The 25,851-nt window shown below is 63.1% G+C and carries 22 protein-coding genes and 1 tRNA gene; 9 read left to right on the top strand and 14 right to left on the bottom strand.

Annotated features, from left to right (window positions below; genetic code table 11):
- Positions 1-310: 310 nt before the first annotated feature.
- The 3 genes from A39O_RS0116610 to A39O_RS0116600 all read left to right on the top strand — a co-directional run bounded on the left by A39O_RS0116610 (position 311) and on the right by A39O_RS0116600 (position 3,113).
- A complete protein-coding gene (locus A39O_RS0116610) occupies positions 311-1,867 on the top strand; it encodes an ATP-binding protein (RefSeq protein ID WP_020505793.1) in 1,557 nt (518 codons plus the stop codon).
- A gap of 197 nt (positions 1,868-2,064) precedes the next feature.
- On the top strand, positions 2,065-2,622 hold the full coding sequence (locus tag A39O_RS42700) for a hypothetical protein (RefSeq protein ID WP_020505792.1): 558 nt from the start codon (positions 2,065-2,067) through the stop codon (positions 2,620-2,622).
- Positions 2,511-3,113, top strand: coding sequence for a CARDB domain-containing protein (locus tag A39O_RS0116600; protein WP_407635645.1), 603 nt, complete (start codon positions 2,511-2,513; stop codon positions 3,111-3,113). Before A39O_RS42700 ends, A39O_RS0116600 begins: the two co-directional genes overlap by 112 nt.
- Positions 3,114-3,324: 211 nt before the next feature.
- Here A39O_RS0116600 and metG read toward each other — a convergent pair whose 3' ends face one another.
- Positions 3,325-5,388 (bottom strand): methionine--tRNA ligase, encoded by a 2,064-nt coding sequence (gene metG, locus A39O_RS0116595; RefSeq protein WP_020505790.1) that lies wholly within the window; start codon positions 5,386-5,388, stop codon positions 3,325-3,327.
- Between the two features lie 454 nt (positions 5,389-5,842).
- Between metG and apbC the strand changes: the two genes are divergently transcribed.
- Positions 5,843-6,934, top strand: a complete 1,092-nt coding sequence (apbC, locus tag A39O_RS0116590) for an iron-sulfur cluster carrier protein ApbC (protein ID WP_020505789.1) — start codon at positions 5,843-5,845, stop codon at positions 6,932-6,934.
- 123 nt (positions 6,935-7,057) lie between these two features.
- Here the strand turns inward: apbC and A39O_RS0116585 are convergent, their stop codons facing one another.
- Complete coding sequence (locus A39O_RS0116585) at positions 7,058-7,627, bottom strand: plasmid pRiA4b ORF-3 family protein (protein ID WP_026199474.1); 570 nt, start codon at positions 7,625-7,627, stop codon at positions 7,058-7,060.
- Positions 7,628-7,890: 263 nt separating this feature from the next.
- On the opposite strand from A39O_RS0116585, the gene A39O_RS0116575 reads away from it, so the two are divergent.
- The 3 genes from A39O_RS0116575 to A39O_RS33835 all read left to right on the top strand — a co-directional run bounded on the left by A39O_RS0116575 (position 7,891) and on the right by A39O_RS33835 (position 9,927).
- The gene (locus A39O_RS0116575) at positions 7,891-8,667 is read left to right on the top strand and encodes a Uma2 family endonuclease (RefSeq protein ID WP_026199473.1); all 777 of its coding nucleotides are present in this window, start codon (positions 7,891-7,893) and stop codon (positions 8,665-8,667) included.
- 82 nt (positions 8,668-8,749) lie between these two features.
- Positions 8,750-8,836, top strand: a tRNA-Leu gene (locus A39O_RS0116570).
- Between the two features lie 140 nt (positions 8,837-8,976).
- The gene (locus A39O_RS33835; RefSeq protein ID WP_020505786.1) at positions 8,977-9,927 is read left to right on the top strand and encodes an ATP-binding protein; all 951 of its coding nucleotides are present in this window, start codon (positions 8,977-8,979) and stop codon (positions 9,925-9,927) included.
- Between the two features lie 146 nt (positions 9,928-10,073).
- On the opposite strand, the gene A39O_RS0116560 is transcribed toward A39O_RS33835, so the two are convergent.
- The 11 genes from A39O_RS0116560 to A39O_RS0116510 form a co-directional block, all read right to left on the bottom strand.
- Positions 10,074-11,135: a hybrid sensor histidine kinase/response regulator gene (locus tag A39O_RS0116560; RefSeq protein WP_020505785.1), complete on the bottom strand. Its 1,062-nt coding sequence runs from the start codon at positions 11,133-11,135 to the stop codon at positions 10,074-10,076.
- A gap of 3 nt (positions 11,136-11,138) precedes the next feature.
- On the bottom strand, positions 11,139-11,540 hold the full coding sequence (locus tag A39O_RS0116555) for a response regulator (protein ID WP_020505784.1): 402 nt from the start codon (positions 11,538-11,540) through the stop codon (positions 11,139-11,141).
- 30 nt (positions 11,541-11,570) lie between these two features.
- Positions 11,571-12,098, bottom strand: a complete 528-nt coding sequence (locus tag A39O_RS33830) for an NADH-quinone oxidoreductase subunit B family protein (RefSeq protein WP_040528007.1) — start codon at positions 12,096-12,098, stop codon at positions 11,571-11,573.
- A gap of 199 nt (positions 12,099-12,297) precedes the next feature.
- Positions 12,298-12,834 (bottom strand): 4Fe-4S binding protein, encoded by a 537-nt coding sequence (locus A39O_RS33825; RefSeq protein WP_020505782.1) that lies wholly within the window; start codon positions 12,832-12,834, stop codon positions 12,298-12,300.
- 210 nt (positions 12,835-13,044) lie between these two features.
- Positions 13,045-13,962, bottom strand: coding sequence for a respiratory chain complex I subunit 1 family protein (locus tag A39O_RS0116540; RefSeq protein WP_020505781.1), 918 nt, complete (start codon positions 13,960-13,962; stop codon positions 13,045-13,047).
- A gap of 2 nt (positions 13,963-13,964) precedes the next feature.
- On the bottom strand, positions 13,965-15,638 hold the full coding sequence (locus A39O_RS0116535; protein ID WP_020505780.1) for a hydrogenase large subunit: 1,674 nt from the start codon (positions 15,636-15,638) through the stop codon (positions 13,965-13,967).
- Between the two features lie 6 nt (positions 15,639-15,644).
- Entirely contained in the window at positions 15,645-17,528 is a 1,884-nt protein-coding gene (locus A39O_RS0116530; RefSeq protein ID WP_020505779.1) for a proton-conducting transporter transmembrane domain-containing protein, read from the bottom strand.
- Positions 17,529-17,531: 3 nt separating this feature from the next.
- Positions 17,532-18,140: a hydrogenase maturation protease gene (locus tag A39O_RS0116525; protein WP_211211612.1), complete on the bottom strand. Its 609-nt coding sequence runs from the start codon at positions 18,138-18,140 to the stop codon at positions 17,532-17,534.
- Between the two features lie 17 nt (positions 18,141-18,157).
- Positions 18,158-19,030 (bottom strand): FAD/NAD(P)-binding protein, encoded by an 873-nt coding sequence (locus tag A39O_RS0116520; protein WP_020505777.1) that lies wholly within the window; start codon positions 19,028-19,030, stop codon positions 18,158-18,160.
- Positions 19,031-19,039: 9 nt separating this feature from the next.
- A complete protein-coding gene (locus tag A39O_RS0116515; RefSeq protein WP_020505776.1) occupies positions 19,040-20,095 on the bottom strand; it encodes a 4Fe-4S dicluster domain-containing protein in 1,056 nt (351 codons plus the stop codon).
- 23 nt (positions 20,096-20,118) lie between these two features.
- The gene (locus tag A39O_RS0116510) at positions 20,119-22,023 is read right to left on the bottom strand and encodes a molybdopterin oxidoreductase family protein (protein ID WP_040528005.1); all 1,905 of its coding nucleotides are present in this window, start codon (positions 22,021-22,023) and stop codon (positions 20,119-20,121) included.
- Positions 22,024-22,584: 561 nt separating this feature from the next.
- On the opposite strand from A39O_RS0116510, the gene A39O_RS0116505 reads away from it, so the two are divergent.
- The gene (locus A39O_RS0116505; protein WP_020505774.1) at positions 22,585-23,649 is read left to right on the top strand and encodes a L,D-transpeptidase family protein; all 1,065 of its coding nucleotides are present in this window, start codon (positions 22,585-22,587) and stop codon (positions 23,647-23,649) included.
- An 86-nt stretch (positions 23,650-23,735) separates the two neighbouring features.
- Here A39O_RS0116505 and A39O_RS0116500 read toward each other — a convergent pair whose 3' ends face one another.
- Complete coding sequence (locus A39O_RS0116500; protein WP_020505773.1) at positions 23,736-25,115, bottom strand: NAD(P)/FAD-dependent oxidoreductase; 1,380 nt, start codon at positions 25,113-25,115, stop codon at positions 23,736-23,738.
- A 514-nt stretch (positions 25,116-25,629) separates the two neighbouring features.
- On the opposite strand from A39O_RS0116500, the gene gvpA reads away from it, so the two are divergent.
- Positions 25,630-25,848 carry a gas vesicle structural protein GvpA gene (gvpA, locus tag A39O_RS0116495; RefSeq protein ID WP_020503491.1) on the top strand — a complete coding sequence of 73 codons (219 nt, stop codon included), beginning with the start codon at positions 25,630-25,632 and terminating at the stop codon, positions 25,846-25,848.
- Positions 25,849-25,851: the final 3 nt, after the last annotated feature.

Genomic DNA, 25,851 nt, shown 5'->3' with positions numbered 1-25,851 from the left:
CACCGACACCCGCCCTGTAGGTCGGCTTAGGAATAGCGCACTAATAAGTTAAACAAGCCTATCATTGAACGCTTTTCGTGTCTCGATCGTTGTCGTTGTCGTAATCGAGTTCGGTTGATGATCCCCACGAAGCCCTTGATCATCGTTCCGACCACAACAAGACCGGAGGTCGAGGCTTTAGCCGGTCGACCTCGCGTCTCGGCAGCCCTCGTCCGGCTAAAGCCTCGACCTCCAGTGCGGTCATGACAGGCTGCCGCAAACCCATTACCCTGAATCCCGACGACTCGCGTCCCCGCTTCCGAGGCCCGCCATGCACCGCCGCAGACTGCCGATCGGCATCCAGACGTTCGCCAAGATCCGCGCGGATGATCATTACTATGTCGATAAGACCGGCTTCATCCGGCAGTTGACCAACGAGGGCACGCACTACTTCCTGTCACGCCCACGCCGCTTCGGCAAGTCGCTGCTGCTCGATACCCTGGGGGAACTCTTCGCCGGTAACGAAGCGCTGTTCCGGGGACTGCTGATCCATCCGCACTGGGACTGGGCCACCCGCTATCCGGTCATCCGGATCAGCTTCGGCGGCGGTCTCGTGCGCAGCCGCGCGGAGCTGGACCATAAGATCGGGGAACAACTGCGCATCAATCAGGAGGCGCTGGGGGTGCGCTGCACCGAAACCGGGAGCGGCGCCTGCTTCGCGGAGCTGCTGCGGCTGGCCCATGCCGCGACCGGCCGGCGGGCGGTGGTGCTGGTCGACGAATACGACAAGCCGATCCTCGACAATCTCACCGATCCCGCCACCGCGCGCGCCGCGCGCGACGGGCTGCGCGATCTGTATTCCGTCATCAAGGATAACGACGCGCATGTCCGCTTTGTGTTCATCACCGGGGTGAGCAAGTTCAGCAAGGTGAGCATCTTCTCGGGGCTGAATAACCTGAACGATCTCACCGTGGACGCCGCCTATTCGGCACTCTGCGGCTATACCGAGCAGGATGTCGACACCGTCTTCGCGCCTGAACTGGAGGGCCTGGACCGGGATGACATCCGACGCTGGTACAACGGCTACAACTGGACCGGGGAGGCGGTCTACAACCCCTTCGATCTCTTGCTGCTGTTCCAGAAGCGCGCGTTTCGCACCTGGTGGTTCGAGACCGGCACGCCGACTTTTCTGGTGGATCTCCTTCTGCAGCGCGGATTTTTTACCCCAGGCCTCGCGCGCCTGCGCGCGGACGAAGCGCTGCTGTCGGCCTTCGACGTGGATCATCTGGCCACCGAGGCGCTGCTGTGGCAGACCGGTTATCTCACCTTCACCGGCGCGCGGCGGATCGGTGCCCGACTCGAATACACCCTGGGTTATCCCAATCTGGAAGTCGAGAGCGCGCTGAACGATAGCCTGATCAAAGCACTGATCGGCCAGCCGGGACGCGCCAGCGAGCTGACGAGTCGGCTCTACGATCTGCTGGCGGCGGCGGATTTCCCCGGCTTGCACACCCACCTCGACAGCCTGTTCGCCGCGATCCCCTATCACTGGCATACCGGCAATCCCATCGCGCGTTACGAGGGCTATTACGCCAGCGTGTTCTACAGCCATCTGGCCGCGCTGGGCCTGGACTTGACGGCGGAGGACGCCAGCCGCCAGGGGCGGGTCGATCTGACGCTGAAGTTCAATGACCGGATTTGGCTGTTCGAGTTCAAGGTGGTCGAACTCGAACCCGCGGGGCGGGCGCTGCAACAGCTCAAGGACCGGGACTATGCAGCGCAATACCGCGCGCTTGGCCAACCGATCCATCTGATCGGCATCGAATTCAGCCGCGAAGAGCGCGGGGTGGTCGGGTTCGAGGTCGAGACGTTGTCGGGTTTTCGGTGAGGTCCGGAAACCTGTTCCCACCCACCATCGGATTGGTGCGGTTCGTATCTACCGCACCCGACGGCACGGCCGCATGACCGACGGCACCCCGTTCGTTGGTCCGGCCCTTTCTGTCCAGTGGCGATTGAACACGAATGCGGGTCCATGCTACCGTCCGCCTGCACCGGTTAAACCATTCTCACGAAAAAGAAATCCACATGATTTTCGAATTACTTCAACGCCATCCGGGGCCGCGCGGCCAACGCGCGGTGCTGGTTCTATCGTGTTTGCTACTGACCCTGAGCCTGGCCCTGGGCCAGGCCGCGGCCGGGCTGACGGCGGCCGGCGACGCGGCGGCGACCCATGCCGCTGCCCTGCGCGCGCAGGTGGCCGCCGCGGGCTGGGTGACCGTGCGGGTCGACCTGCACGCATCGGAGCAGACAGCGGCGGCGCCCGTCGTGGAGGATGACCTGGAGCAGACGGCGCAGGACCTGCTGTTCGCGCTGCCCGCCGGTTCCTATGACACGGTCGAGCGAGCCGCCGGTTCAGACAGCCTGACGCTGCGGGTCGATGCCGCCGGGTTGGATGCCCTGCTCGGCTCGCCCTGGACGGTGAGCCTTGCCGCGGCCGACACTCCGGAGATGCAGCGGCTGGCGGCTGGCGGCTGGCTGCTGGCTTCTGGCATAGCCTGGCTATCAAGACCGACGGCAGCCTCTGGGCCTGGGGATCCAACGGCCACGGCCAGCTCGGCGACGGCACCACCACGCATCACCTGAGTCCAGTGCCGGTTATCGGGTTCGGAGGTCTGCCCTCCGACGCCGACTTCACCGTTACCAACGTCACCCTGAACCCGAGCGCCCCGCTCACCGGCGGAACCTTCAATGCCGCGATCACCGTCAAGAATCGGGGCACCCAGGCCGGCAACCCTGGGCTGCTGCGCGTCTGGACCAACCAGCCCCAGACCCAAAGCTGCGATGCCCCAGGGGACGCTGAGATCAACCTGGCGAACCTGGCGGCCAGCGCCAAACAGACGGTGTCGATCCGCCTGCCGGCCGGCATCGCCGGGTACAAGACCCTGCGGACCTTCATCGACAGCCAGTGTCGGACCACGGAACCCGATGAGACCAACTCGGGCAACCTGAAATGTCGGTGCGACTTCAGTCGCACCGACAGTTGGCGGTACGCACCGTCGGCCGCCAGACCGACTGCCGCCTCTGGGCCTGGGGATGGCGCGTCTCCGGCCAGCCGCGATGCGGCACCGCGGTGAATGCTGAGGCCACGGCAACGCGCCCGGCCCAATCGCGGCGGGACGCCGCTCCCACAGGGTCGCTGCGCGACTTTTAGCGCGTAGGATGGGCAAAGCGAGAGCGATGCCCATCCGGCCACCGCAACGCTTGAGGATGGGCATCGCTCTCGCTCTGCCCATCCTACCGAGAAGCCCGGCCGCATCAGTTCTGATCACACCCACAGATCAGTCCCTACTTGACCTTCATCCCCGGCGCGGCACCCTCATCCGGACTCAGAATGAAAATGTCCGCCCCGCCGGAGCCGGCCGCCAGCACCATGCCCTCCGAGACGCCGAAGCGCATCTTGCGCGGGGCCAGGTTGGCGACCATGACGGTCAGCCGACCGACCAGATCGGCCGGGTCATAGGCGGCGCGGATGCCGGCGAAGACCTGTCGGGTCTCGCCGTCCAGATCGAGCGTGAGCGCCAGCAGCTTGTCCGCGCCCTCCACCAAGTCGGCGGCGACGATGCGGGCCACGCGCAGGTCCACCTTGGCAAAGGTGTCGAAGTCGATTGTCGCGGCGATGGGGTCGCGGAGCAGGTGCGGACTGGTATCGGTGCGCACCAGGATCTCGCCCTGGTCGGCGGCGGCCACCGCCTTGTGTGTCAGGTCTTCCTTGGAGGCTGCCAGCAGGGCCGCGATCTGCACCGGATCGACCCGTGTCATCAATGGCTTGAACTGGGCGATCTCATGGTCGAGCAGGGGCGCCTGCAGGTCCGCCCAGGTGAGGGGCGCCACCTGCAGGAAGGCCTCTGAATCCGCGGCGGTGCCGGGCAGGATGGGCTTGAGCCAGCCGATCAGCAGGCGGAACAGGTTGAGCCCCATGGTACAGATGCCCTGCAGCTCGGCCTCCCGACCGGGCTGCTTGGCCACCACCCAGGGCGCCTGTTCGTCGATGTACTGGTTGGCGCGGTCGGCCAGGGCCATAATCTCACGCACCGCGCGGCTGTATTCGCGGGCCTCGTAGGCGCTCGCGATCGACTCCCCGGCGGCGGTGAAGGCGGCGAACAGCGCCGGGTCCGGCAGCGCCGCGGACAGGCGTCCGCCGAATCCCTTGGCGATGAACCCGGCCGAGCGGCTGGCGATGTTGACCACCTTGCCCACCAGGTCGGCGTTCACCCGGAACTGGAAGTCCTCCAGGTTGAGATCGATGTCGTCGACTCCGGGGCCCAGTTTGGCGGCGAAGTAATAGCGCAGATACTCCGGATTGAGATGGTCCAGATAGGTGCGCGCCTTGATGAAGGTGCCGCGCGATTTGGACATCTTGGCGCCGTCGACGGTGAGGAATCCGTGGGCGAAGACGGCACTCGGCGTGCGGAACCCGGCCCCATGGAGCATCGCCGGCCAGAACAGGGCATGGAAATAAATGATGTCCTTGCCGATGAAGTGATAGAGCTCGGCGGTCGAATCCTTGGCCCAGTAATCGTCGAATTCCAGTCCCGGCGTGCGGTCGCAGAGGTTGCGGAAACTCGCCATGTAGCCGATGGGCGCATCCAGCCAGACATAGAAGAATTTGTCCGGATGGTCGGGGATGGCGAAGCCGAAATAAGGCGCATCACGCGAGATGTCCCACTCCTGCAGGCCGGCCTCGAACCACTCGCCGAGCTTGTTGGCCACCTCCTTCTGGACGCTGCCGCTGCTGGTCCAGGCCTTGAGCATCGCCTCGAAATCGCCGAGCTTGAAGAAGAAATGCTCGGACTCGCGCTGCTCCGGCACCGCGCCTGAGACGGCCGAGCGCGGGTTCTTCAGCTCGTTGGGCGAATAGCTGGCCCCACAGGCCTCGCAGTTGTCGCCGTACTGATCGGGGGCACCGCACTTGGGACACTCGCCTTTGATGAAGCGGTCGGGCAGGAACATCTGCTCCACCGGGTCGAAGGCCTGGGTGATGGTGCGCCGCGCGATATGGCCGGCATCGCGATTGCGCTCGTAGATCAGCGTGGCGTAGTGCCGGTTCTCGTCGGAATGGGTGGAGTGGTAGTTGTCGAAGGCGATGCGGAAGGCGGCGAAGTCCGCCTGATGCTCCCGCGCCACCCGCTCGATCAGCGCCTCGGGGGTGATCCCCTCCTCCCGCGCCTTGAGCATGATGGGGGTGCCGTGGGCATCGTCGGCGCAGCAGTACCAGCACTGGTGACCGCGCATCCGCTGGAAGCGCGCCCAAATGTCGGTCTGGATGTACTCCACCAGGTGGCCGATATGGATCGGGCCGTTGGCGTAGGGCAGCGCGCTGGTGATCAGGATGTGACGGGGATCAGTCATGGGAGTCCAGGGGTAAGTCGCAAGCGACATGCATCAATCAAGATAGGAAATTGAGTCGCAAATAAACGCACGGGGAAACCAGTAGTAGCCGCCTGCGCCGACATCAGGTGGATGCGGCGCGCGCGACCGCCGTGCCGGGTCCCGGACACCGAGCAGCGCGCCTTATCCACCCTACGGCAGGGCCGGTTTCGTAGGGTGGATAAGCGTAGCGCATCCACCATCAGCCTCGCGGCCACCCAAATTTGCAACTGCCGGCAAGTATCTCACGAGCCGGGGCCGGGCGACCAACCGTGCTACCCTTGATAACCACCGGCGGTGGACAGACTTCCGCCAACAAGTCTGAGCGGCGACCGGCGTTCCGGTGCCCCACCCGCCCACACCCCGAACCATCCCCAAACGAATACCTAAGGTGTCGGCCCGCGCCGACACGAAGCAGTACAGCGGAGCAGAATCAATGGCTGAAGTCACGAAAGAACTGATCGAGACGGCAATCAAGGGCTATGTCGAGCCCCACCTGAAGCGCGATCTGATCGCGGCCGGCACGGTCAAGGCGATCGAGATCGAGGGTGGTCAGGTCAAGGTCAAGGTCGTTCTGGGCTTCCCCGCCAAGGGCATCCAGCGGTCTTTGGCCGACGGGATCGAGGAACGGATCATGGCCGTCCCCGGCGTCACCGCGGCCACGGTGGATGTCAGTTGGGAGATCAAGGCCCACTCGGTCCAGAAATCGCTCAAGCCGATCGACAACGTCAAGAACATCATCGCCGTCGCCTCCGGCAAGGGCGGTGTGGGCAAGTCCACCACCGCGGTCAACCTGGCGCTCGCCCTCTCCGCCGAGGGCGCCAAAGTCGGCATCCTCGATGCCGACATCTACGGCCCGTCCCAGCCGCGCATGCTCGGCATCACCGGCAAGCCCGAGTCCAAGGACGGCAAGAGCCTGGAGCCGATGAACAGCTACCACCTCCAGGCCATGTCCATCGGCTTCCTGATCGACGAGGAAACACCGATGATCTGGCGCGGCCCCATGGTCACCCAGGCCCTGGAGCAACTCCTGAACGACACCAACTGGTCCGATCTGGATTATCTCGTCATCGACCTGCCGCCGGGCACCGGCGACACTCAGTTGACCCTGGCGCAAAAAGTACCGGTCTCGGGCGCGATCATCGTCACCACGCCCCAGGACATCGCCCTGCTGGACGCCCGCAAGGGGCTCAAGATGTTCCAGAAAGTCGAGGTGCCGGTGCTGGGCATCGTCGAGAACATGAGCATCCACATCTGCTCCAAGTGCGGCCACGAGGAGCATATCTTCGGCTCCGGCGGCGGTCAGAACATGTCCGAGCAATACGGCATCGACTTGCTGGGCTCCCTGCCACTCGACATCCACATCCGCGTGGAAACCGACAGCGGCAAGCCGACCGTCGTCGCCCAGCCCGAGTGCCGCGCCACCCAGATCTACCGCGAGATCGCCCGCAAGACCGCAGCCAAACTGTCGCTCCAGGCCAAGGACTATGCGGCCAAGTTCCCGCGGATCGTCATTCAAAACAACTGATCCCCTGCGGGCGGCGCCGGCCGCCCGCATTGGCCGATGGGTTCGGGCCGGGCCGCCGAACCCGCCGAGCGGGAAGACCGGCTCCAGCGTACCGGGCTATCTTGGCACTCGGTTTAATCTGTCTTATCGAAAATGCTCAGCCAGCATGGCGTTGATTTCATCAATGTCAAAAGCGACAGGATCGAATTCGCCACCGATCCATTCGTTGTATTCTTCATGTTCCTCATGCGCTGGATCGGCGATGGCTTCGAGAAAATTGTAGTAACCCCAAATCCCCCCAACATCTTCCGGCGGACAGGCCCCCTTCCCTTTGATGCATGTTGGCAAGAATATCTCGGGGTCAAAAGGCAGAATTTTCTCAAGGGTGATTTTATGCTCCCAGGAATCTCCGAAATCATATTCATAGAGAATCGATTCCTTCTCGCTCTTCAGGAGTTGATTGAGCTGATAGCGTTGCTCGTTCAGCATCTCCATAGAATCCAAATCCAAATCAGGGAGGGGCGCTCCGTAGCATTTCCCATCGGATACAAACTGATGCAAGTGACAGTCCGACCATCCCATGACGATTTGTATTACGTCATGACAGCGCGGCAGCGACACCGAATCAGCGATCAGTATTCGTCGCCAAATCGGCGGCTTTGCACCGTTGAGGGTGATCTTTAGTTGATAGATTTTTCGGATTTTCTTCGTCATGATTCTTACCCGCTCCACCATGTAGACTTAGCTCCTCATCAGTCTCTAGTTTACCCTACAAGGCCGGGTGGACGGAACGGTCCTTACCGATGTCGATTGCCGCGGGGTGGTCGCCGGCCGCCGGCACGATGAACTGCACCCGACCAATGTGACTGTCGACGCGACGAGGAAGGCGGGCGAAAAGACGAAACAAGTGGTACCGGACCTGACCGAAATCGCCTCATCTTCCAGCAAGCCACCACACCTTGGGGGACCCCATCGCCATGAGCCCAATCACCACGCCCCTCGAGGCCTCGCCCTGCCCGCCAACCGCGCAGTCGCTCGCCGACCGGCCTGAATTGTGGGGCGAACCGCGATCCGCCGACGCCCTGATGGTCTCGGAACACACCTATTGGATCCAGTATTACCGAAAGCCGGACCTCCGTTACGAGTGGCATAACGGCCGACTGGAAGAAGAACCGGCGTCCGACGACAAGACCTTTCTGGTCTGCAACTGGCTCAGGGATCTGCTGCGGCTCTTCCTGCGGACGCAGCCGATCGGCTGGATGGCCGCCCCGGGGATGGGCTTCCGCCTGCCGCTACCGGACGGCACCGTCATCCGCAGACCGCAGATCGGGGTGGTGCGCAACGACAACCCCCAACCCTTGTTGCCACTGGATACCTCCTATCATGGCGTCTACGACCTCTGCGTCGAGGCCCTGTCCGACCAAGAGCGCAGCGGGATTACGCACGAAACGGTGACCAAGCAGGCCGAATACGCCGCCGCGGGCGTGTCCGAGTATTACATCCTGCACCGCGAACCCGAGCGCCAGGCCTTTTTCACCCGCACGACTGCCGGGGTCTATGTCCCGATCGCACCGCAAGACGGGGTAATCCGCTCGCGCGTGCTGCCGGGGCTGCAATTTCGGCTGCGCGACCTGATCGCCCGGCCCGCCCCCGAGGCGCTGCACGACGACCCGGTCTATGCCGGATTCGTGCTCGCCGATTGGCCCCCGGAGCAAGAGCAACAGCAGGCGCGGCAAGCCGACCTGGAGCCCTAGGCCGAGAAACCATCCGGCGCCGAGACGTCGTTTGAAAAGCCGCTGGCAGACCCGCCGGTCGGCGCGTATAATTCGCGGTTCTGCCGGGGTGGCGAAACTGGTAGACGCATCAGACTCAAAATCTGACGGGGGTGACCCCATGCCGGTTCGATTCCGGCCCTCGGTACCAAGAAAAGACAAGGGGTTAGGCGCAGATGCCTAACCCCTTTTTTGTTGCTGACGCACCCCGCGGGACACTCATGGGACACCGCCGCTAAAAAACCCGTTAGGTGCCGCGACGCGTCCCCCAACGCAGCGTTGAACGACAGCATGAACCGCAGCGAACTGACCGAACTCATCCGCAACGGCGAGAACTCTGACGACGAAGAAGCCAGGCTGTACATGCAGTCGGGGCGCCTGCAATACGATCGCAAACCGATCCCCGGCGCCGACTTCGAGGCCCTGGACCAGCGGCGCCTGATCAACTATTTCCGTGACGTACGGCAACAGGACTACCCCGAGCCGAAGGATCGCGACGGTTGGCTGCGCTTGCTGATCAATACCGAATTGATGGTCGAAGACCGCGGCCGGGTGATACCGAGCGTGGGCGGACTGCTGTTGTTCGGCGCCCAGCCCAAGCGCTACCTGCCGCAATCCGGCATCACCGCCGTCGCCTACAACAGCACCGACCGGGACTACGACACCAAAGCCGGACCACGCACCCTGCGCGGACCCATCGTCTCCCTGTTCCCCGCGACCACGGACGCGGCCGGCGCTGGTCATCTGCGGATGCCGCGCGATTTCTCCGCGGCCGACGGCGCGGTCGAGACCGGCCTCATCGCCGAAGCGCTCGATTTCGTCCGCCGCAACACCGACGTCTGTGCCTGGATCGACCCGGGCGGCACCCGCCGCGAACGCTGGGACTATCCGCTGGACGCCGTCCGCGAGGCGCTGGTCAATGCCGTCGCCCACCGCGACTACAGCATCACCGTCATCGACATCGAACTGGCGCTCTATGCCGACCGCCTGGAAGTCATCTCCCCCGGCCGGTTGCCGAACACCGTGACCATCGACAAGATGCGCGCCGGGTACCGTGCCTCGCGCAATGAACTCATCAAAGAAATCCTGCGCGACTATCGTCTGATCGAGGCTACCGGACTCGGCGTCCCACGCAAAATCATCCGCGGCATGCGCGAGCACAACGGCACCGAAGCCGACCTGATCGAAGACGGCGAACGCTTCATCGTTCGCCTGTGGAAGGACGGGGCGAACCGCACGTAAGCCGTCCTCTGAGCGCGACCGGACGGCATTCCCACACTGGAGGTCGAGGCTTTAACCGGACCAGGGCCGCGCAGACGCGAGGTCGACCGGCTCGGGCGATTTCCGAAAATCCGAGGAGTTAAACTTGGGTTAACGGAAGCGCCCTCTTATCGCGCCCGATCCAGGAACACCCTAAACTCGGCGTACTGCCCTGGCTCCGACTGCACGACGATCGATCCGCCAAACAATTCGACGATCCGGCGGCACAGATAGAGGCCGAGACCGGAGCCCTTGATGCCCTCGCTGCCCGGCAGCCGCAGCCGGCCGAAGCGCTGGAACAGCCGTCCCAGGTCGGCGGCGGGAATGCCGATGCCCTCGTTGCGGACACACATCATGGCCTGGCGGCCGGACTGCTCGACCCTGATCTGAATGTCCGTGTCCCGGTGGCCGTACTTGATGGCATTGTTGATCAGGTTCTTGAGCACGATGCGCAAGAGCCCCCAATTCCCGACGACCCGCAAGGGTTCGGGGGCGTGCAGGGTCAGGCGCATGCCTTTGCGGTTGTCGCGATATTCGGGCCGGGCGATGATCGGCTCGACCACCTCGGACAGCAGGTCGACGACCTCTTTCACACCGGTGATGGGCTTGTTTTCAAGCTGGTACATGTGGCCGACGCAGTTGATGGTGTCCTGCAGATAGCCGCTGTTACGTTCGATGCTTTCCACCGCGGTTTGCTGGGACGCCGACAGTTCGCCGTAATAGCCCTTGCGCAGCGTTTCCGCCGTCGTCCGCAGGCTGGCCAGCGGGCTTCTGAACTCATGCGCCAGAATCGCCGCCTCGTCGAGATGCGGCCGATCCGTGATCTTATCCGCGGTGTCGAAGATCATGCCCAAGGCGATGCGCAATTGCTTGTCGATGACCGGCTGACGCAGCCACAGACAACTGGCGGGGCGACACGGCTCCCGGTGCCTCTCGTTTTCCGGCGTCAGGGAGAAGAGCAGCAGGCAGGGGGACTGGCCGGGCGCGCCGGCCAGGTCCAGGGCCGCCATTCCGGGGGCCGTGGAATCGGCGATGACACCATCGATGCCCGGCTGGCCCAGACGCCACAGCGCCTCCTGACCGCTAAGCGCGAACTCGCACACGCAGCCCTCCTCCTCCAGGATCGACGCGTAACGCCGGCGGATGCTGAGATCGTGATCGAGCAGCAGGAGGTGAATCGGGTCGGCCATGCATCAGTACAATTCATTCAATTTGGCCAGCAGCACCTCGATCTGTACCGGCTTGGTCAGCATCGCATGCGTCGGCGGCAGGAAGCTCGCCTGCTCGTTGAGCGAGAAGCGAAAGTTGGTGACCTGATGGATCGCGGTCAGGAAGATGACCGGCGTATCCCGGATCTCTTTATAGCGTGAGGCTTCGCGCTCGCTGCGCAACTGGTACACGAATTCGAATCCGGCGGTGTCTTTTTCCATCATCACATCGAGAATGATGACGTCCGGGCGGTAAGCGAGCGCGGCCCGCAGGCCCGCGGTCGCGGAATGGGCCTGCTGCACCTGATAACCATGTGCGGTGAGGACTACCTCCAGATCGCGCAGGAGGTCTTTGTCATCGTCAACCAGCAGTATCTTTTTTTCCATTGGATGGGGACTCCGGGTCACGCTTGGCCGCTACTTCAGCAGTTCGTAAATGTCATTGCGCTTTTTCCAGGCCTCGTTGCGCTCATACATGTCGATCGGAAACTCCACCTGCTTGAGCTCGATCGGGGCGGCCTCCTTCTCGACCAGGCCCAGCGCGAGTGCGACCCCGAACAGGATCGCCTCGGGGCGCGAGGGACAGCCGGGGATGTAGTAATTGACCGGCAGTACCTTGTCCACGCCGCCGGTGACGTTGTAGCTGTCGAACCAGGCACCGCCGCCGCTGGCGCAGGAGCCGATGGCAAAGACCAGCTTAGGCGACGGAATGGCCTCGTAGGCGCGCTTCACGAGCGGCAGCGTCGGCCGGGTGACGGCGCCTGAGATCAGCATGGCGTCGGCATGACGCGGGGAGGCGACCAGCTTGATCCCGAACCGTTCGACATCGTAATAGGGCGTCAGGATGTTGAGGATCTCGATATCACAGCCGTTGCAGGCGCCGGTGTTGCAGTGATAAACCCAGACCGACCGCTTGAACATCCGTTTGCACAGGTTTCTTAGCATGGTTGGCTCCTAAACCGCGTCCGGTGCGAAATGCGTAATTTTCATTGTGTGTTCAGCCTTGGGGATTTAACCAACCTCGGTGGAGACGCGGTTTAAAATTGATGCTCTTCAAAACGATAAACCGCGCCAACTCCATCAATTGTCGAGTCTGCCGGGGCCGAGCCAATCCGAGAACATCGCATACCGCGCTGGGCGCGGTTTAGCGGCTGGGCCTTTGATACTGCTCGGTGGCGGCCAGCGTCTCCGGCGAGAAGGTGTCCGTCGTCCGGCGGATCAGGGCGCGGCGCTCCAGATTGTCATAACGGAAACCTCGCAACTCCATTCGATCGATCACATTGGTCTTTTCCATCTCGTAGCAGCGGCCGCAGCGCTGACAGGTCAGCATAAATAACTCCAGCCGGGTGGTGATGTCGTTCTTGTCATCGCACGCGGTCTGGAAGTTGTTGCTCATCGTGATCGCGTCTTCCGGACAGACGTCCGCGCAGCGGCCGCAGTAGGTGCAGCGCGACCCGTCATAGAGCATGACACGCAACTCCTGGCAGACGTCGCGGGTCAGGATGCAACGGGCCGGACAGTGATTGGCGCAGCCGCCGCAGCCGAGACATTTGTGATGGTCCCAGACGGGCTGACCACGGAAAGTCGTGGGCGCCGGGGCCGGCTGCCGCGGGTAATCCAGGGTGACGATCCCGGGCTTCATGACCATCAGGATTTGTTTGATTTTACTGGTAATCCACATAGGTTTGGTCTCGTCAGGCACGGTTCTTTAATAAGTTAAACAAGTCCATTAGGGAATATTTTTCGCACCGTTGTCGTTGTCGTAATCGAGGTTATCCGGATTCTCTCGCACCCCAAATTGCATCGCCTCTCCGATTACGATTACGATTACGACAACGACAACGACTGTGTTTGTGTTTAACCTGTTCTTGACTCGTGATTTACCGGAGCATCAGCCAAAGAGGGCGCCGGCGACCGCGCCCAGCGCGAGCACGAAGAGCCCGGCAAAATAGTTGAGCGCCTGATCGATCCGATAGCGCGGATGGGTGGCGGCGAGCAGTCCGATGAGCAGGAATACCAACGCGGTCAGGAGCATCTGCGCGATCAGGTCGACCACCAACAGCCCCGAATGCAGGAGCGGCACGAACACGGCGATCGGCAGATAGGCATAGAACATCTGCTTGATCATCATGTAGTACTTGAACAGGGCGTAATTGGGGCCGCTGTATTCAATGAAAGGACCGCCGAGCAACTCCTGCTCGGCCTCGGCGATATCGAACGGTTGCCGCCCGACGAAGGCCTGCAGGGCGAAGAGCGCAATGACGATCATGATCAGGCCGGACCACCCGTAATCGCCCGCCGGAGTGCCGTAGAGCACTGTCGTCAGCTCCAGGCTGCCGGTCTTGATGACGCCCAGCAGCAGGATCATGAAGAGGATGGGCTCGACCATGATCATGGTCGTCATTTCCCGGCTCGCGCCGATCAGCGCAAAGATGTTCTTGCCCGCAAAGGCGCCGACCAGCACGGCGACGCCGCCCAGGGTGAGCAGGTAGATCAGTGACAGGGTATCGGCGTAGGGCGTCAGCGCGGTCGCGCGCCCGGCAACCGGCAGAATCATCACCACGCACAGGATGGAGGCAAACGCGACCAGCGGCGCCAGACGGAACGGCAGGATGCCGACCGCATCAATATTCTCCTTGCCGAGCAGTTTCAGGAGATCATAGAGGGGTTGCCACAGGGGCGGCCCCTGACGGTTCTGCACCCTTGCCGCGACGCGCCGGACGATCCCGTCGAAGAGCGGCGCCAGCGCCAGGAACAGCAGCAGGTTGGTCCCGACCAGCAGCCAGGCGGTTTGGGTCGTCGGATTCATGGTCAGGGCCTGTGCAGTTGTTCGCGCGACAGAAATTCGAGTTCGCGCCGGGTCATGGAACGGGCCTTGCCTGATTGTAGATCGATCACGGCCACCCGGTCGGTGCAGGAGAAACAGGGGTCGATACTGCCCATGATGATGGGGAAGTCACCGAACTGCTCATTGAGCAGCATCAGCGGTACGGCCTGTAGGTTCGTATAGGTCGGCGCCCGCACGCGCCAGCGGTCCGGACGGTTGTCCTCGCCGGTGATGACATAGTGCGTCGATTCGCCGCGCGGCGCCTCCACCGTGGTAATGGCGTGCCGCAGCGCCGGGATCTTGTCCTTCAGTTCGACAAAAATCTCCCCGGACGGCATCTTATCCAGCACCTGGTGGATGATGCGGATCGCCTCATAAGTCTCCAGTACCCGTACAACCAGGGTCGACCAGACGTCGCAGTCGGTGAGCACCGGAACGTCGAACTTCATGTCGTTATAGGCGGCGTAGGGATGGTCGCGACGGGCATCCACATCGACCCCGCGCGCGCGCGCAACCGGTCCGATCAGCCCCCAGGCGATGGCCTCTTCCTTGGTAATGGTGCCCACGCCCTTGGTGCGCTTGTGGATCGAGCTGTCCTTTTCGATCGCCCGGTGAATCACCCGTAACTCCTCCTCGATCTTCTTGACCACCGCGCGGATGTCGTCGGCGATCGCCGAGGTGATGTCACGGCGCACGCCGCCGATCAGCACCATGCCGTAGGTCTTGCGGTTGCCGGTGAGGCGCTCGCACAGCCACATCAGTTGTTCACGCACCCGCCAGGCCTGCATGAAGACCGTATCGAAGCCGATCAGGTGGCCGGCGACTCCCAGCCACAGCAGGTGCGAGTGAATCCGCTCGATCTCCAGCATCAGGGTGCGGATGTATTCGGCGCGCCGGGGGATCTTGATGCCGCCGGCCGATTCGACCGCCTGCGAGAAGGCCGTGGCATGCACCGAACCGCAGATGCCGCAGATGCGCTCGGCGATGAAGGGCACCTCGTTGTAACTGACCTGGGTCTGGCAAAGCTTTTCGATGCCGCGATGGGTCATGAAGCCGCGATAGTCGCAGCCCTTGATGGTCTCGCCATCGACATAGACAGCGAAGTGCTCGGGCTCGTGCAGGCTGGGATGGAAAGGGCCGATGGGGACGACCCGGGTGCCGGGCGGCGCCTCGTCGAGCTGATAGGCGACGTCCTCGGCACCGGGCGGCACCAGATCGTAAGGAACCTCCTTGCGCAGCGGGTAGATGCCCGCGGGCCAGTCGTCGGCCAGCACCAGCCGCTTGGGCTTGGGGTGATTGGTGAACTGCATGCCCAGCATGTCCATGAATTCGCGCTCGGACCAGCCGGCAGACGGCAGGTCGGGCGTGATCGACTCCATCACCGGGTCGATGGCAGACACCTTGGTGCGGATACAGATGAAATAGTCATTCTGGTCCATCGAGAACGTATGGACCATGCCGAGCGTGCCATCCCGCGCGATGTTGTCGTAGCCGACGCCGCACATGTAACGGCCGCCGGCGTCGGTGACGATGCGCGCCGCCCGGCGGATCGCCTCGCGCTTCACATCGATGAAGATGGTGCGCTGGTCGGTCTTTTCGACGCAGACCACCGCGTCGTGCAGTTGCACGGCAAATTGCGCTTCAAGCTCTTTTCTCATCTTAAATTAAACCTTGGTGGCGCGTGGCACATTGCCGCCGGTCCACCACATGAATTTCTTGAAGGCGGCGAAGATGTGACTGCTGGTGTAGCTGTTAGCGCTGTTGCTGGTCTGGTAACCGCAGAGCCAGACCGGCGCCTGCCGCTGTTCGGCACCACCGGCCCGCCTCAGCCAGGCGGCGAACAGGCCGGCGACACCAAGCATGGCGAGCAGCGCCAGCGGCATGACGACGGCGACGGGGAGGCCATCCGGGGCGAGCCTGAAGCCGACACCGGCCCAGGACTGCGTGAGCGACACCGCCGTCGCCGGATCGGCAAAGAGCGCCTGAACCAGGGAACCCTCGGACATCGCGAAGATCCGAATGAAGAGTTCAATGAAAAAGCCGGGGAAGAAGCCCTGGACCAGACAGAGCGCCCCGATCAGGGACATGGGCAACAGCATGAGCACACCGACCTCGCGCACCCCGCCCTTGCGGCTCCATTCAATACCGGAGGCGGTGAAGATCATGCCGTAAAACTTCACGGTCAGCGCCAGCGTGATGGTGCTGGTCATCAAGGCGATGACGCCGAACAGCACGATGATGCCGGCGGTCTTACCGCCGAGCAACCCACTGGCGATGATGGCCCACTTGCTCGCGAAGCCGCTGAAAGCGGGAATGCCGGCAATGGAGACGCAGGCAATCGCGGCGACCAGGGCGGTGATCGGCATCAGCTTGAGCAGACCACCCAACTGGTCGAGGTCCTTGGTGCCGGTGGCGTACTGGACACTGCCGGTGCTCAGGAACAGCAGGCCTTTGAACAGCGCATGGTTGGTCGTGTGGTACAGCACACCGATCAGCGCCAGCACCGCCAGCGACTGGAGCAGCGGATTGCCGCTCAGCATAAACCAATGCGCGGTGCCGATCCCCAGCAGGATATAGCCCATCTGGCCGATCGACGAGTAGGCGAGCAGGCGCTTGGCGTCGTTCTGCTTGAGCGCCTGCACCGTGCCGATGAAGAGTGTCACCACACCGAAGCAGGCGAGGATCAAGCCGAGCTGGCGGGCCTGCGCGCCCGGCATCTCGGGCGGCACCATCCAAAACAGGGTGCGGACGATGCCGTAAACGCCGGTCTTGATCATCACCCCGGACAGCATGGCGCTGATCGGCGACGGCGCCGAAGAGTGCGCGTCCGGCAGCCAAAGCTGACCAAGCGGAAACATCCCGACCTTCATGCCGAAACCAAACAGCAGCAGGCCGTAGATCAGGGCGCGCAGGCCGGGTTCGGCGCTGCCCAGACCCTCGGTGAGGGCGTGCAGCGGCGTGCCCAGTCCGGCGTGCGGGATCAGGACCGCGGCGGCAATGACGGCGAGCCAGGCCAGCTCCATCAGCAGCAGGTACTTGGTGGCGCTGCGCGTGATGGCCTGATCCTGATGATCGAAACGGATCAGAAAATACGACGCCACTGTCATCATCTGCCAGGCGATGGTGAAGCCGATGGTCAGATCGTCCACCGTGACGATGCCGACCATGCCGGCAACGAAGATCTGGTAATTGAACAGAAAACCGCGCAGGCCATAGTGGCGGTAGTGTTCCATCTCCATATAGCCGATGCAGTAGAAGGCGGTCAGGGTCGACATCAGGGCGATGAGCCCGAGAAAGAGTGCCGAGAATCCGTCGATCAGGAAGGGAATGGAGAGCCCCCCCAGTTGCAGGACAAAGGGGTCGCTTGGCCCGCCGCCGCTCAATACCTCGACACTGACCAGTGCGAACACAACACCGGCCGCCAGACAGAAAGCGAAATTCAGCGCTCCGGCGAGCTTCCGCCGGCCGGCGAACAGCGGGGTGATGACCGCCGCGGCCAGGAGCAGCAGGAGTCCTGCAAACAAACCTTGGTAGATTGTCAAAGCCATTATTTAAAACTCCTTGCTGTGCGCGCCGACCCGATCGGCCGTGATCACGGCGGAACGCGGGGCGCGGAGCGCCAGACACTGGCGTGACACCGCAGGAGCGGTGTCACGAGGGTACCCAGCGGTGTCACGAGGGTACCCAGCGGTGTCGCGAGGGTACGTGCGCCGGATCAGGTCGATGACCGCTTCAGCGGCGGCCATAACGTCCTGGCTGACGGCTGTTCCGTAATCCGTATTAGCGGCGGCGATACCGAGCAGCCAGACGTCCTTGCCGTGGTGTCGGAGCACGCCGCCGGTGGCGGCTAAGGCAAGTTTATGCGTCGAATAGCCGCCGTCGGCCGCTTCCAGGTCCTCCAACCGGCCCAACACCACTGAGCCGGGTTCGGCGCCGCCGCCCACGATGGCGTCGATGACCAGGACGTTGCGCACGGCGCTGTCGGCGATGCTGAAGCAGTAGTTCTCGATGACGTCCTCGGCATTGATCACCGTGTGGCGTCCGGCGGCGGACATCACCGGCGCGAGACGCTCGGCGATCAGGGCACCGACGGCGTCGTCATTGCGCAACGGGTTGCCGACACCGACGATGCACGTCGGCTGCGCGAGGATTTGCCGCAATACCTGTGCGAATTGGGTCATATGACCTCGCCCAGGGTCTTGATCTGGTGATAGGTGTAGACCGGTCCGTCGGTGCACACCAGGGTCCGGCCGATAGCGCAGTGCTGGCATTTGCCGATACCGCATTTCATCTGCCGCTCCAGGGTGGAGATGATGTCGTCCTCGCTCATGCCGCGCTTGAGCAGTTGGGCAATGACGGCGTTGAACATGACCGGCGGACCGCACACGAAGGCGACGGTGTCCTCGACCGGCACCTTGGCCTTTTCGATGAGATTGGGGACATAGCCGACCTGGCCTTGCCAGCCGGGTTCGGGACGGTCGATGGTGATGAATGATTCAAAACCGTCGATTTTCTTCCATTCCTCGATGTCGGCCTGGTAAAGCAGATCGCCCGCGCTGCGGGCGCCGTAGAGCAGGATGATCCGCCCGAAGTCCTGGCGATGCTGCAAGGCATGCACGATGGAACTGCGCAGCGGAATCAGGCCGATGCCGCCGGCCACATAGACGATATTCTTTCCCTTGATGGTCGCGAAGGGAAACCCGTTGCCGAATGGGCCGCGCACGCCAAGCTTATCGCCGGGGCGCAGCGCGTGCAGGGCATCGGTCACCTTGCCGACCGAGCGCACGGTGATGTGGAGCCGGTCGTGCTCCGGGCTGGGCGGCAGCGAGACGGCGAATTCCCCGGCGCCGAAGACCGTGCACATGATGAACTGGCCCGACTTGATGCGGAAATACGGCGCGACCTCCGGGTTGAGAAAGGACAGATAGAAGGTCTTGACCTCCGGCGCCTCGTCCTTGATCTCATCGATGTTGACGACTTCAGGAAAAGTGACGATTGGGCAGCGGCCGGTGTCCCGGCACGCCTCGGAATGATGCTGTGAGTGGGTCATGGGTGAAACCTATTCAGTGGTTTCGCGACGGATATACTGGACGACATTGGGCAGGCCGATATCGCCTGGACAGACCAACTGACAACGGCCGCAGCCGACGCAGCCGGGGCGCAGGTATTTCTTCGATTGGGTGTAGGAGAGCTTGCAGAAGAAGCGCTTATTGCGACGATCTTCCACCGGAGCGCGCGGATTGTGGTCGCCGGCCATGCGGGTATAGCCTGAGAAGGAGCAGGAATCGCGGGTGCGCAGACGCTCGCAACTGTCGCCGCAGAGCGTGACGTCCTCGATGTTGAAGCAACTGCAGGAGGGGCAGACGAAGGAGCAGGCGCCGCATTCGAAGCACTGCTGGCCGATGTATTCCCAGATTTCGTGTTTCACGAAGCCGGTGGTGATGCGGTTCATGGCGCGCGAGATCCAGGCCTTGTTGTCCTTGGCCTGGTCCGGGAAGCGTTCGACGCAGCGGTCGACCACGGCCGCTTTCTCGGCCAGGCGCCGGCGCTCGGCCGTCGCCCAGCCGTGGGTGTCGGCCAACGCCTGACCCTTTTCGCTCCCTACCTGCACCAGATAACCGTCGTCCAGCCGGGTCAAATCGAGGTCGAAACCCTCGTCGGCCGCCGGACCCGTGTGGGTGCACACGCAGAAACATTGGTCCCAGGGGCGCGTACAGGTGTTGGTGATCAGGATGCTCTGGCGGCGATGCGCGAGATAGACGTCATCGACGAACTCCTGCCCAAGGAAAAAGCGGTCGAGACATTGGATGCCGGCGAGGTCGCACGGACGCAGACCAAAGAGCACCTTGAGCTTTTCACCATACTGCTTTTCCAGGGTGACGCTTTGCGCCTGGGTGTCGTAGCTGTACTTGAGGATGCGCTCCATCTGCGGAAACAGAATCTCCTTGACCGGCATGGACGGAATCGCCGCCTCGAGATCGGGGAGGTCGGACTCCGCCAGCAGATCGAAAAAGACCTGTCCGGTCTGGGCGTTCACTTGCGGTCCATAGACCGCGTGCGTTTTCTGCAATTCCCGCGCGAGGTCGTTGATGTCTTGCGTCGTCAGGAAATACATGGCAATGGCCTCGACCTCTGCGCTTACTTCTCTTCGATCCGCACCGGGATGATGCTTTCCTCACCCGCGGCAAAGGCGTTGTCGTACCGGATCAGGAAATCCGAGATCATGTTCTTGATGAAATAGGGGATGTAGGCCGTCCCGGGCTGCACATCCGGGGAGACCTTGACCGCGATCTTCATGCTGGTTCCGGTGCTCGAGGTCAAATGCACCAGCCACTTGTCCTTGACCTTGAGCTTTTGCGCGTCGTCCGGGCAAATCTCCACATAGCCCTGCGGATAGAGCAGCAGGGTCTGGTCGTACTCACGGCGTGGAATCAGGGTTTTACGCATCAGGTTGTTCTGGTGCCAGAAGTGCCGGCCCTTGCCGACCATGAGCGCGAAGGGGAACTCCTCGCAGGTCGGCGACTTCGGGTAGTCGATCTGGACCTCGTGGAACTTCATCTGGCCCGCCGCCGCGAAAGCGGTGATGTCCCAGTGGATGCCGAACCCCTTCGCCAGTCGATGGTGGGTGAGGTCGTGGTAAGAGGGGATGGTGTCGGCGATCGCCAGAAAGACCTCGGCCGCGTCGCGCCAGCCCCAGGTGTGCCCGGCCTGTTCGGCGATGGCCTGATAGAGACGCCAGCCCGGCAGGCCGGCGCCGGGGGTGTCGGTGTTCTTGCGGGTCAGCTGCACGCGGCGGTCGGCACAGGTGTAGGTGCCGTCGGACTCGTTGTAGGCGGTCAGCGGGAAGACCACGTCGGCCAGATCCATGAATGGATTCCGGAAGGCCCCGCAATAGACAACCAACTCCAGCGCCGCGATGCGTTCGCGGTTGCGGATGATGCCGTCGTCGTGATCGACGACGAACAGGGCGCGCAGCGGGGAGTCGGGATCGGCCAGGCTGCCGAACACGCTGTGGCCGGATTCGCCCGAAAGGCCCATGTCGAAGCTGCCTTGCAGGTTGCTGATGCCGGCCACCGGGATCAGGGCGGACTGCGCGTCGTCCATCCGGTCGGTGAGCACGGCCAGGTTGCAGATGGCCTCGATGGTCCGCTTGTCGAGTCCGGAAATCCCGGACGGGAACAGGATGACCACCGAGCGCGCGGCGTCGAGAATCTGCGCCTCCTCCTCGATCTCCTCGTAGCGAATGCCGCTGGCCTTTTCCAGCGCCACCGATGAGATGGTACGCAGCGCATTGACATACTGAGTGTAGCCGGCCAAGCGGTCGATGTCGGCATGGCGCGCATGGTTGACCGTGCGCAGGGCGTGCAGGGCCTTGGCCAGCGCGTTCAGCACCAGGGCCTTGGTGCCCGGCTGTTGCTGGAAGTGCTTGGTCGACAGCTTGGCCATCTGCGTCCTGGAGCTACTCAGACTCACCAGCCGCGCGCCGCGTCGTTGTGCGGCATGGAGGTTGCCGCCGATGATCGGGTTCTGGCGCGCGATGTCGGTGCCGACGATGAGGATGTAATCGGCCTTGTCGATCCGGGTGAGGTCGCCCACCGCACCAGGGTAGCCGAAGGCGTGGCTCAGACTGTCCATGCTGTTGCGGTGCCCGGCCTCCGCCCCGACGCCGAGGAGGTGCGTCTTGAAGACCTCGCGGGCCAGCCTGCGCAGGGCGAAGCCGTCCTCGTTGGACGAGCGCGCGGAGGCCAGCAGGCCAATCTCGTCGGCCGCGCCGTTGCATTCGCCCAGGCGCCGCACCACCAGCGACAACGCCTCGTCCAGGCTCGCCTCGCGCAACCGGCCGTTCTCGCGGATGAGGGGTGTGGTGATCCGCTCATTGGTGTTGAGCAGCTCGTTGGCATGCCAGCCGCGGACACACAGCTTGCCCTTGCTGACCGGGTGGCTGACGATCGGGGCGACGCCCAGGACCCGCTTGCCGTCGGTCTTGAGAAATTGTCCACACCCGGTACCACAGAGATTGCACACGCACGCCTGGTAATTCATAGAGGGCCACGAGCCTTTCGTTTCATGGGGCAAGAGTTCGGGAAGGACGGCGGGGACTCGCGACCCCGCCCTCCAGGTTGATTCGGATAGTGGATCAGCTCAAGCGGGATGGTGGACGGCCGTGTTTGCAACCCCAAGGTGCGATCGGGAAACGGAGCGGCGGCCGGGCAACAGCGCTGGACGCGCTTGGCATGGTCGAAGGCGCTTCGGCCGGCAGATGATCGAGGGGTCGCGCCAACCGATCCGTGGCGGCAGCTACCTGGCAGCTTGTCGGACTTAACACGTAACCTATTGGTAGTATTACCGTTTACGAAAACTTAACTATCAGTTTACTTCAATCGATGACTGCATAAAACCCGACAGGCTGCTAGGAATCCAAATTTTGCTTGATTCATTTACCATCCTCTCGCATATGCTTGGGCTGCCATGCCCTAGCCGGCTGACCTGATCCGTCCGTTAAGTTAACGCGGCTGGACCGCGTTTCGGTGATTCCGATCCCCTTATCCCCCTGTCCTGAATGGAACTCTGCGGCACGGGTATGCGACGAGACGTCTTGATGCCATGAAATCTGCGCACCGCCCCCTCACCCCACTGCTCGGCGTCCTGATCCTGTGCGCGACGAGCATCCTGTCCGGATGCGCCAGCCTGATCGGCTCGGACTTTTGGGCACAAGCGCCGCTGCGCACCGACCGCTTTGTTCTTCCATCAGAGGACACTGAACTCGTCGGAGCCGTCCAAGTCGTCTTCGCGCACAAGGAAGATACCTTGCCCGACTTCGCCCGCCGTTACGGTCTGGGACACAACGAAATCGTCGCCGCAAATCCTGATGTCGATCCTTGGTTGCCCGGCCAGGGTACGCGGGTCGTCCTGCCAACCAAATTTGTGCTTCCCGATGCGCCGCGCCAAGGGTTGGTCGTGAATCTCGCCTCGCAACGGCTCTTCTACTATCCGCCACGTAAGGAGGGAGAACCACAGGTCGTGATTACGCATCCGATCGGTATCGGTCGCGAAGGCTGGCGGACCCCCCAAGGGTCTTTGCGGGTCGCGCAGAAAATTGAGAACCCGGTGTGGCGCGTACCGGCCTCGATCCACAAGGAGCACGCGGCCCGCGGCGATCGTCTTCCAGCCGTGGTGCGAGCCGGACCTGACAATCCGCTGGGCGCCTATGCAATGCGCCTGAGTCGCCCGAGCTACCTGATTCACGGCACCAATAAGCCGTTCGGAATTGGCATGCGCGTCAGCCACGGCTGCATTCAGCTCTACCCCGAAGATATCGCCCGGTTGTTTCCCGACGTGCCGGTGGGTACCCCGGTTCGCATCGTGAATCAACCCTATCTGGCGGGGTGGCGCGACGGCACCTTGTACCTTGAGGCCCACCCGCCGCTGGCCGAAGAGTCGCAGCGCTGGAAGGGAAGTCTCAAACCGATGGAGAAGGCCGTTCAGACCAAGATCAAGGAGTCACCCGACGTGGTCGACTGGCAGAAGGCACAGGAGGTCGCGCGGGCGGCCCGGGGGCTTCCGGTCGCCATTAGCCCTGACAGCCCCAACATCGACGAGACGCTGGCCCGAGCACCGCGTGTACCACGCATCCCTCCCTGGGCTGACGTGCAAGGGGGTGCAGGCTAGACGCTTTAGCGGGCGGCGGCGCCCCGTCCGGCTAAAGCCTCGGCCTCCGGTATGTTGTGCGGGTACGAAGTGATCCGGACTGCACCTTAAGCTGCGCCCTTGCCGACGCGGGCCAGGATGCCCTCCGCCGCCATCAGGCCGTTCACCGCGGCTCCGACGATGCCGCGCGACTTGCCGGCACCGTCGCCCGCAACGAAGAGCCCGGGGACACTGGTCTCCAGCGCCAAGCTGGTGGGGTAGCGGACATCATAGAACTTGATCTCGGGCACATAGATCACGGTGGAAGGATGGGCGACCCCGGGGATGACACGCGCGAGCAGTTCCAGGCTTTCCTGGAGATTGCGCACGATCCGCCCAGGGTAGGCGAAGGAGATGTCGCCCGGGGTCACCCCGGGACCAGGCGGCAGGGTCGGGAGCAGCTTGTCGAACCCGCGCTCGGGTGCGTCGAAGGTGTCCCGCGTGGAGCGGCGCCCGGCCATCAGGTCGCCCCAGCGCTGGCAGATGAGGCTGTCGCCGCCGCCCCAGAAGTTGGCGAAGCGGGCCACCTGTTGGCCCATGGCGGCGGTGTCCTGGAGGGGTTCGGTCATGGTGACCGTGTTGAGCAGGGCGAAGTTGGTGGTGGCGGTCTTGCTGGCCCGCAGTGCATCGCCGTTGACCAGGCGGAACTCCCGATGCTTCTCGACCCGCACCCGCCCGCCGGGGTTGGTGCAGAAGGTGCGGGTACGATCCTGGTGGGTGGGCGTGACGAAAACGAACTTGGGGTCGTAGAGGACCGCGGTGATCTCATCATAGACGGCCGCGGCCACCTCCACCCGGCAGCCGATGTCGATGGCTCCATAGCCGGTGTTGACCCCCAGCGCCCGGGCTTTCTCGCGGAACCAATGGGCGCCTTCACGCCCCGGGGCGGCCAGCAGGACGTTCGAGCGCACCCTCCCGCGGGAGGTCTCGATCAGGAAGCCCCCGTCCGGGGCCTGTTCCAGACTGAGAACCTCGGTCTCCAGCAGCAGGGTGCCGCCGCGGCTGCGGATCGTCTCGGCCAGGGCCGCCGTCACCCGATGGGCGAAGTCGGTGCCCATGTGGCGCTGGCGCACTGGAACCAGGGTGATATCCCACTCGCCCTTGGGGGTGCGTCGACGCACCCAGGACACCCGGTCCAGCCACCACTGGATGCGGGCCTGGTCTACACCATAGAGTGTCGGGTCTGCGCCATGATCCAGGAAGACCCGGTCCACCACCTCGATTCGCTCCTGCACGGCGGCCTCCGTGAGCCGCAGTTCCGCGAGATCCAGCCCGATGTGCGGTGAGAGATTGAGCTTGCCGTCGGTGGCCCCGCCGGCGCCGCCGGGCCGATCTTTGCGGTCGATCATCAGGACTTGAAGATGGGGGGCAAGCGTCAGGCCGGCGAACAGTCCCGCCGGTCCGGCCCCGATGATGACGACGTCGACCTGCTGCACACTGTGGGTCATGGGCGGGAACCGGGTTATTGCTTAAGGCGCAGCATAGACCTCAACAGCGCCCTTGGTAAGTACGACCGAGCCATCCAGGTCGCGACCATTTGACAAGGTCCGCCGGCAAGTCGCGTGCGGGATCCCTCTGAGAAAAGACCGAGGTCTAGGGAATAAAGCAGGAACGGCGACCATGGCTATGGAAAACACTCCATGGTATGACCCGCCAACGCGGTCAGGCGCTGGCGCCCGGATCCAGAGAATTTTGCTCAACCCTCTGTTTTATTTATATGCCATCGATCGCGCCCGGCTTGCGCCGAGCTTGGCACGATCGATGCTTTATAAGTCACAAGCGACCACACTGGCAGGATGCCAAACCAAAGCGCCGGAGACCCGTCAGCAGTATCCGCGGGCCAGGGTCGACTTGAGCGGCAAGGTCCGGTGCGAATGGACGCGCGTAGTACCGCCGGATCCACCACGGTCGCTAACAGCGCACGTTTAGTGCAAATTTTTCGACGTTCAGAGGTCTACGAACATGGCAAAAGTCGCCAACTCCACTGATTCATCCAGCCTGGCCGAAGTTGTTGACCGCATCCTCGACAAGGGCATCGTGATCGATGCGTGGTTGAAGGTCTCCCTGGTCGGTATCGAGCTGCTCGCCGTTGAAGCCCGTGTGGTCATCGCGTCGGTCGAGACCTACCTGAAGTATGCCGAGGCCATCGGCCTCACCGCTCCGGCAGCCGCTCCGGCCTGATCG

This window comes from Lamprocystis purpurea DSM 4197 (assembly GCF_000379525.1).
Lineage (GTDB): Bacteria > Pseudomonadota > Gammaproteobacteria > Chromatiales > Chromatiaceae > Thiodictyon > Thiodictyon purpureum.
This window is presented reverse-complemented; position numbering and strand designations above follow the sequence as displayed.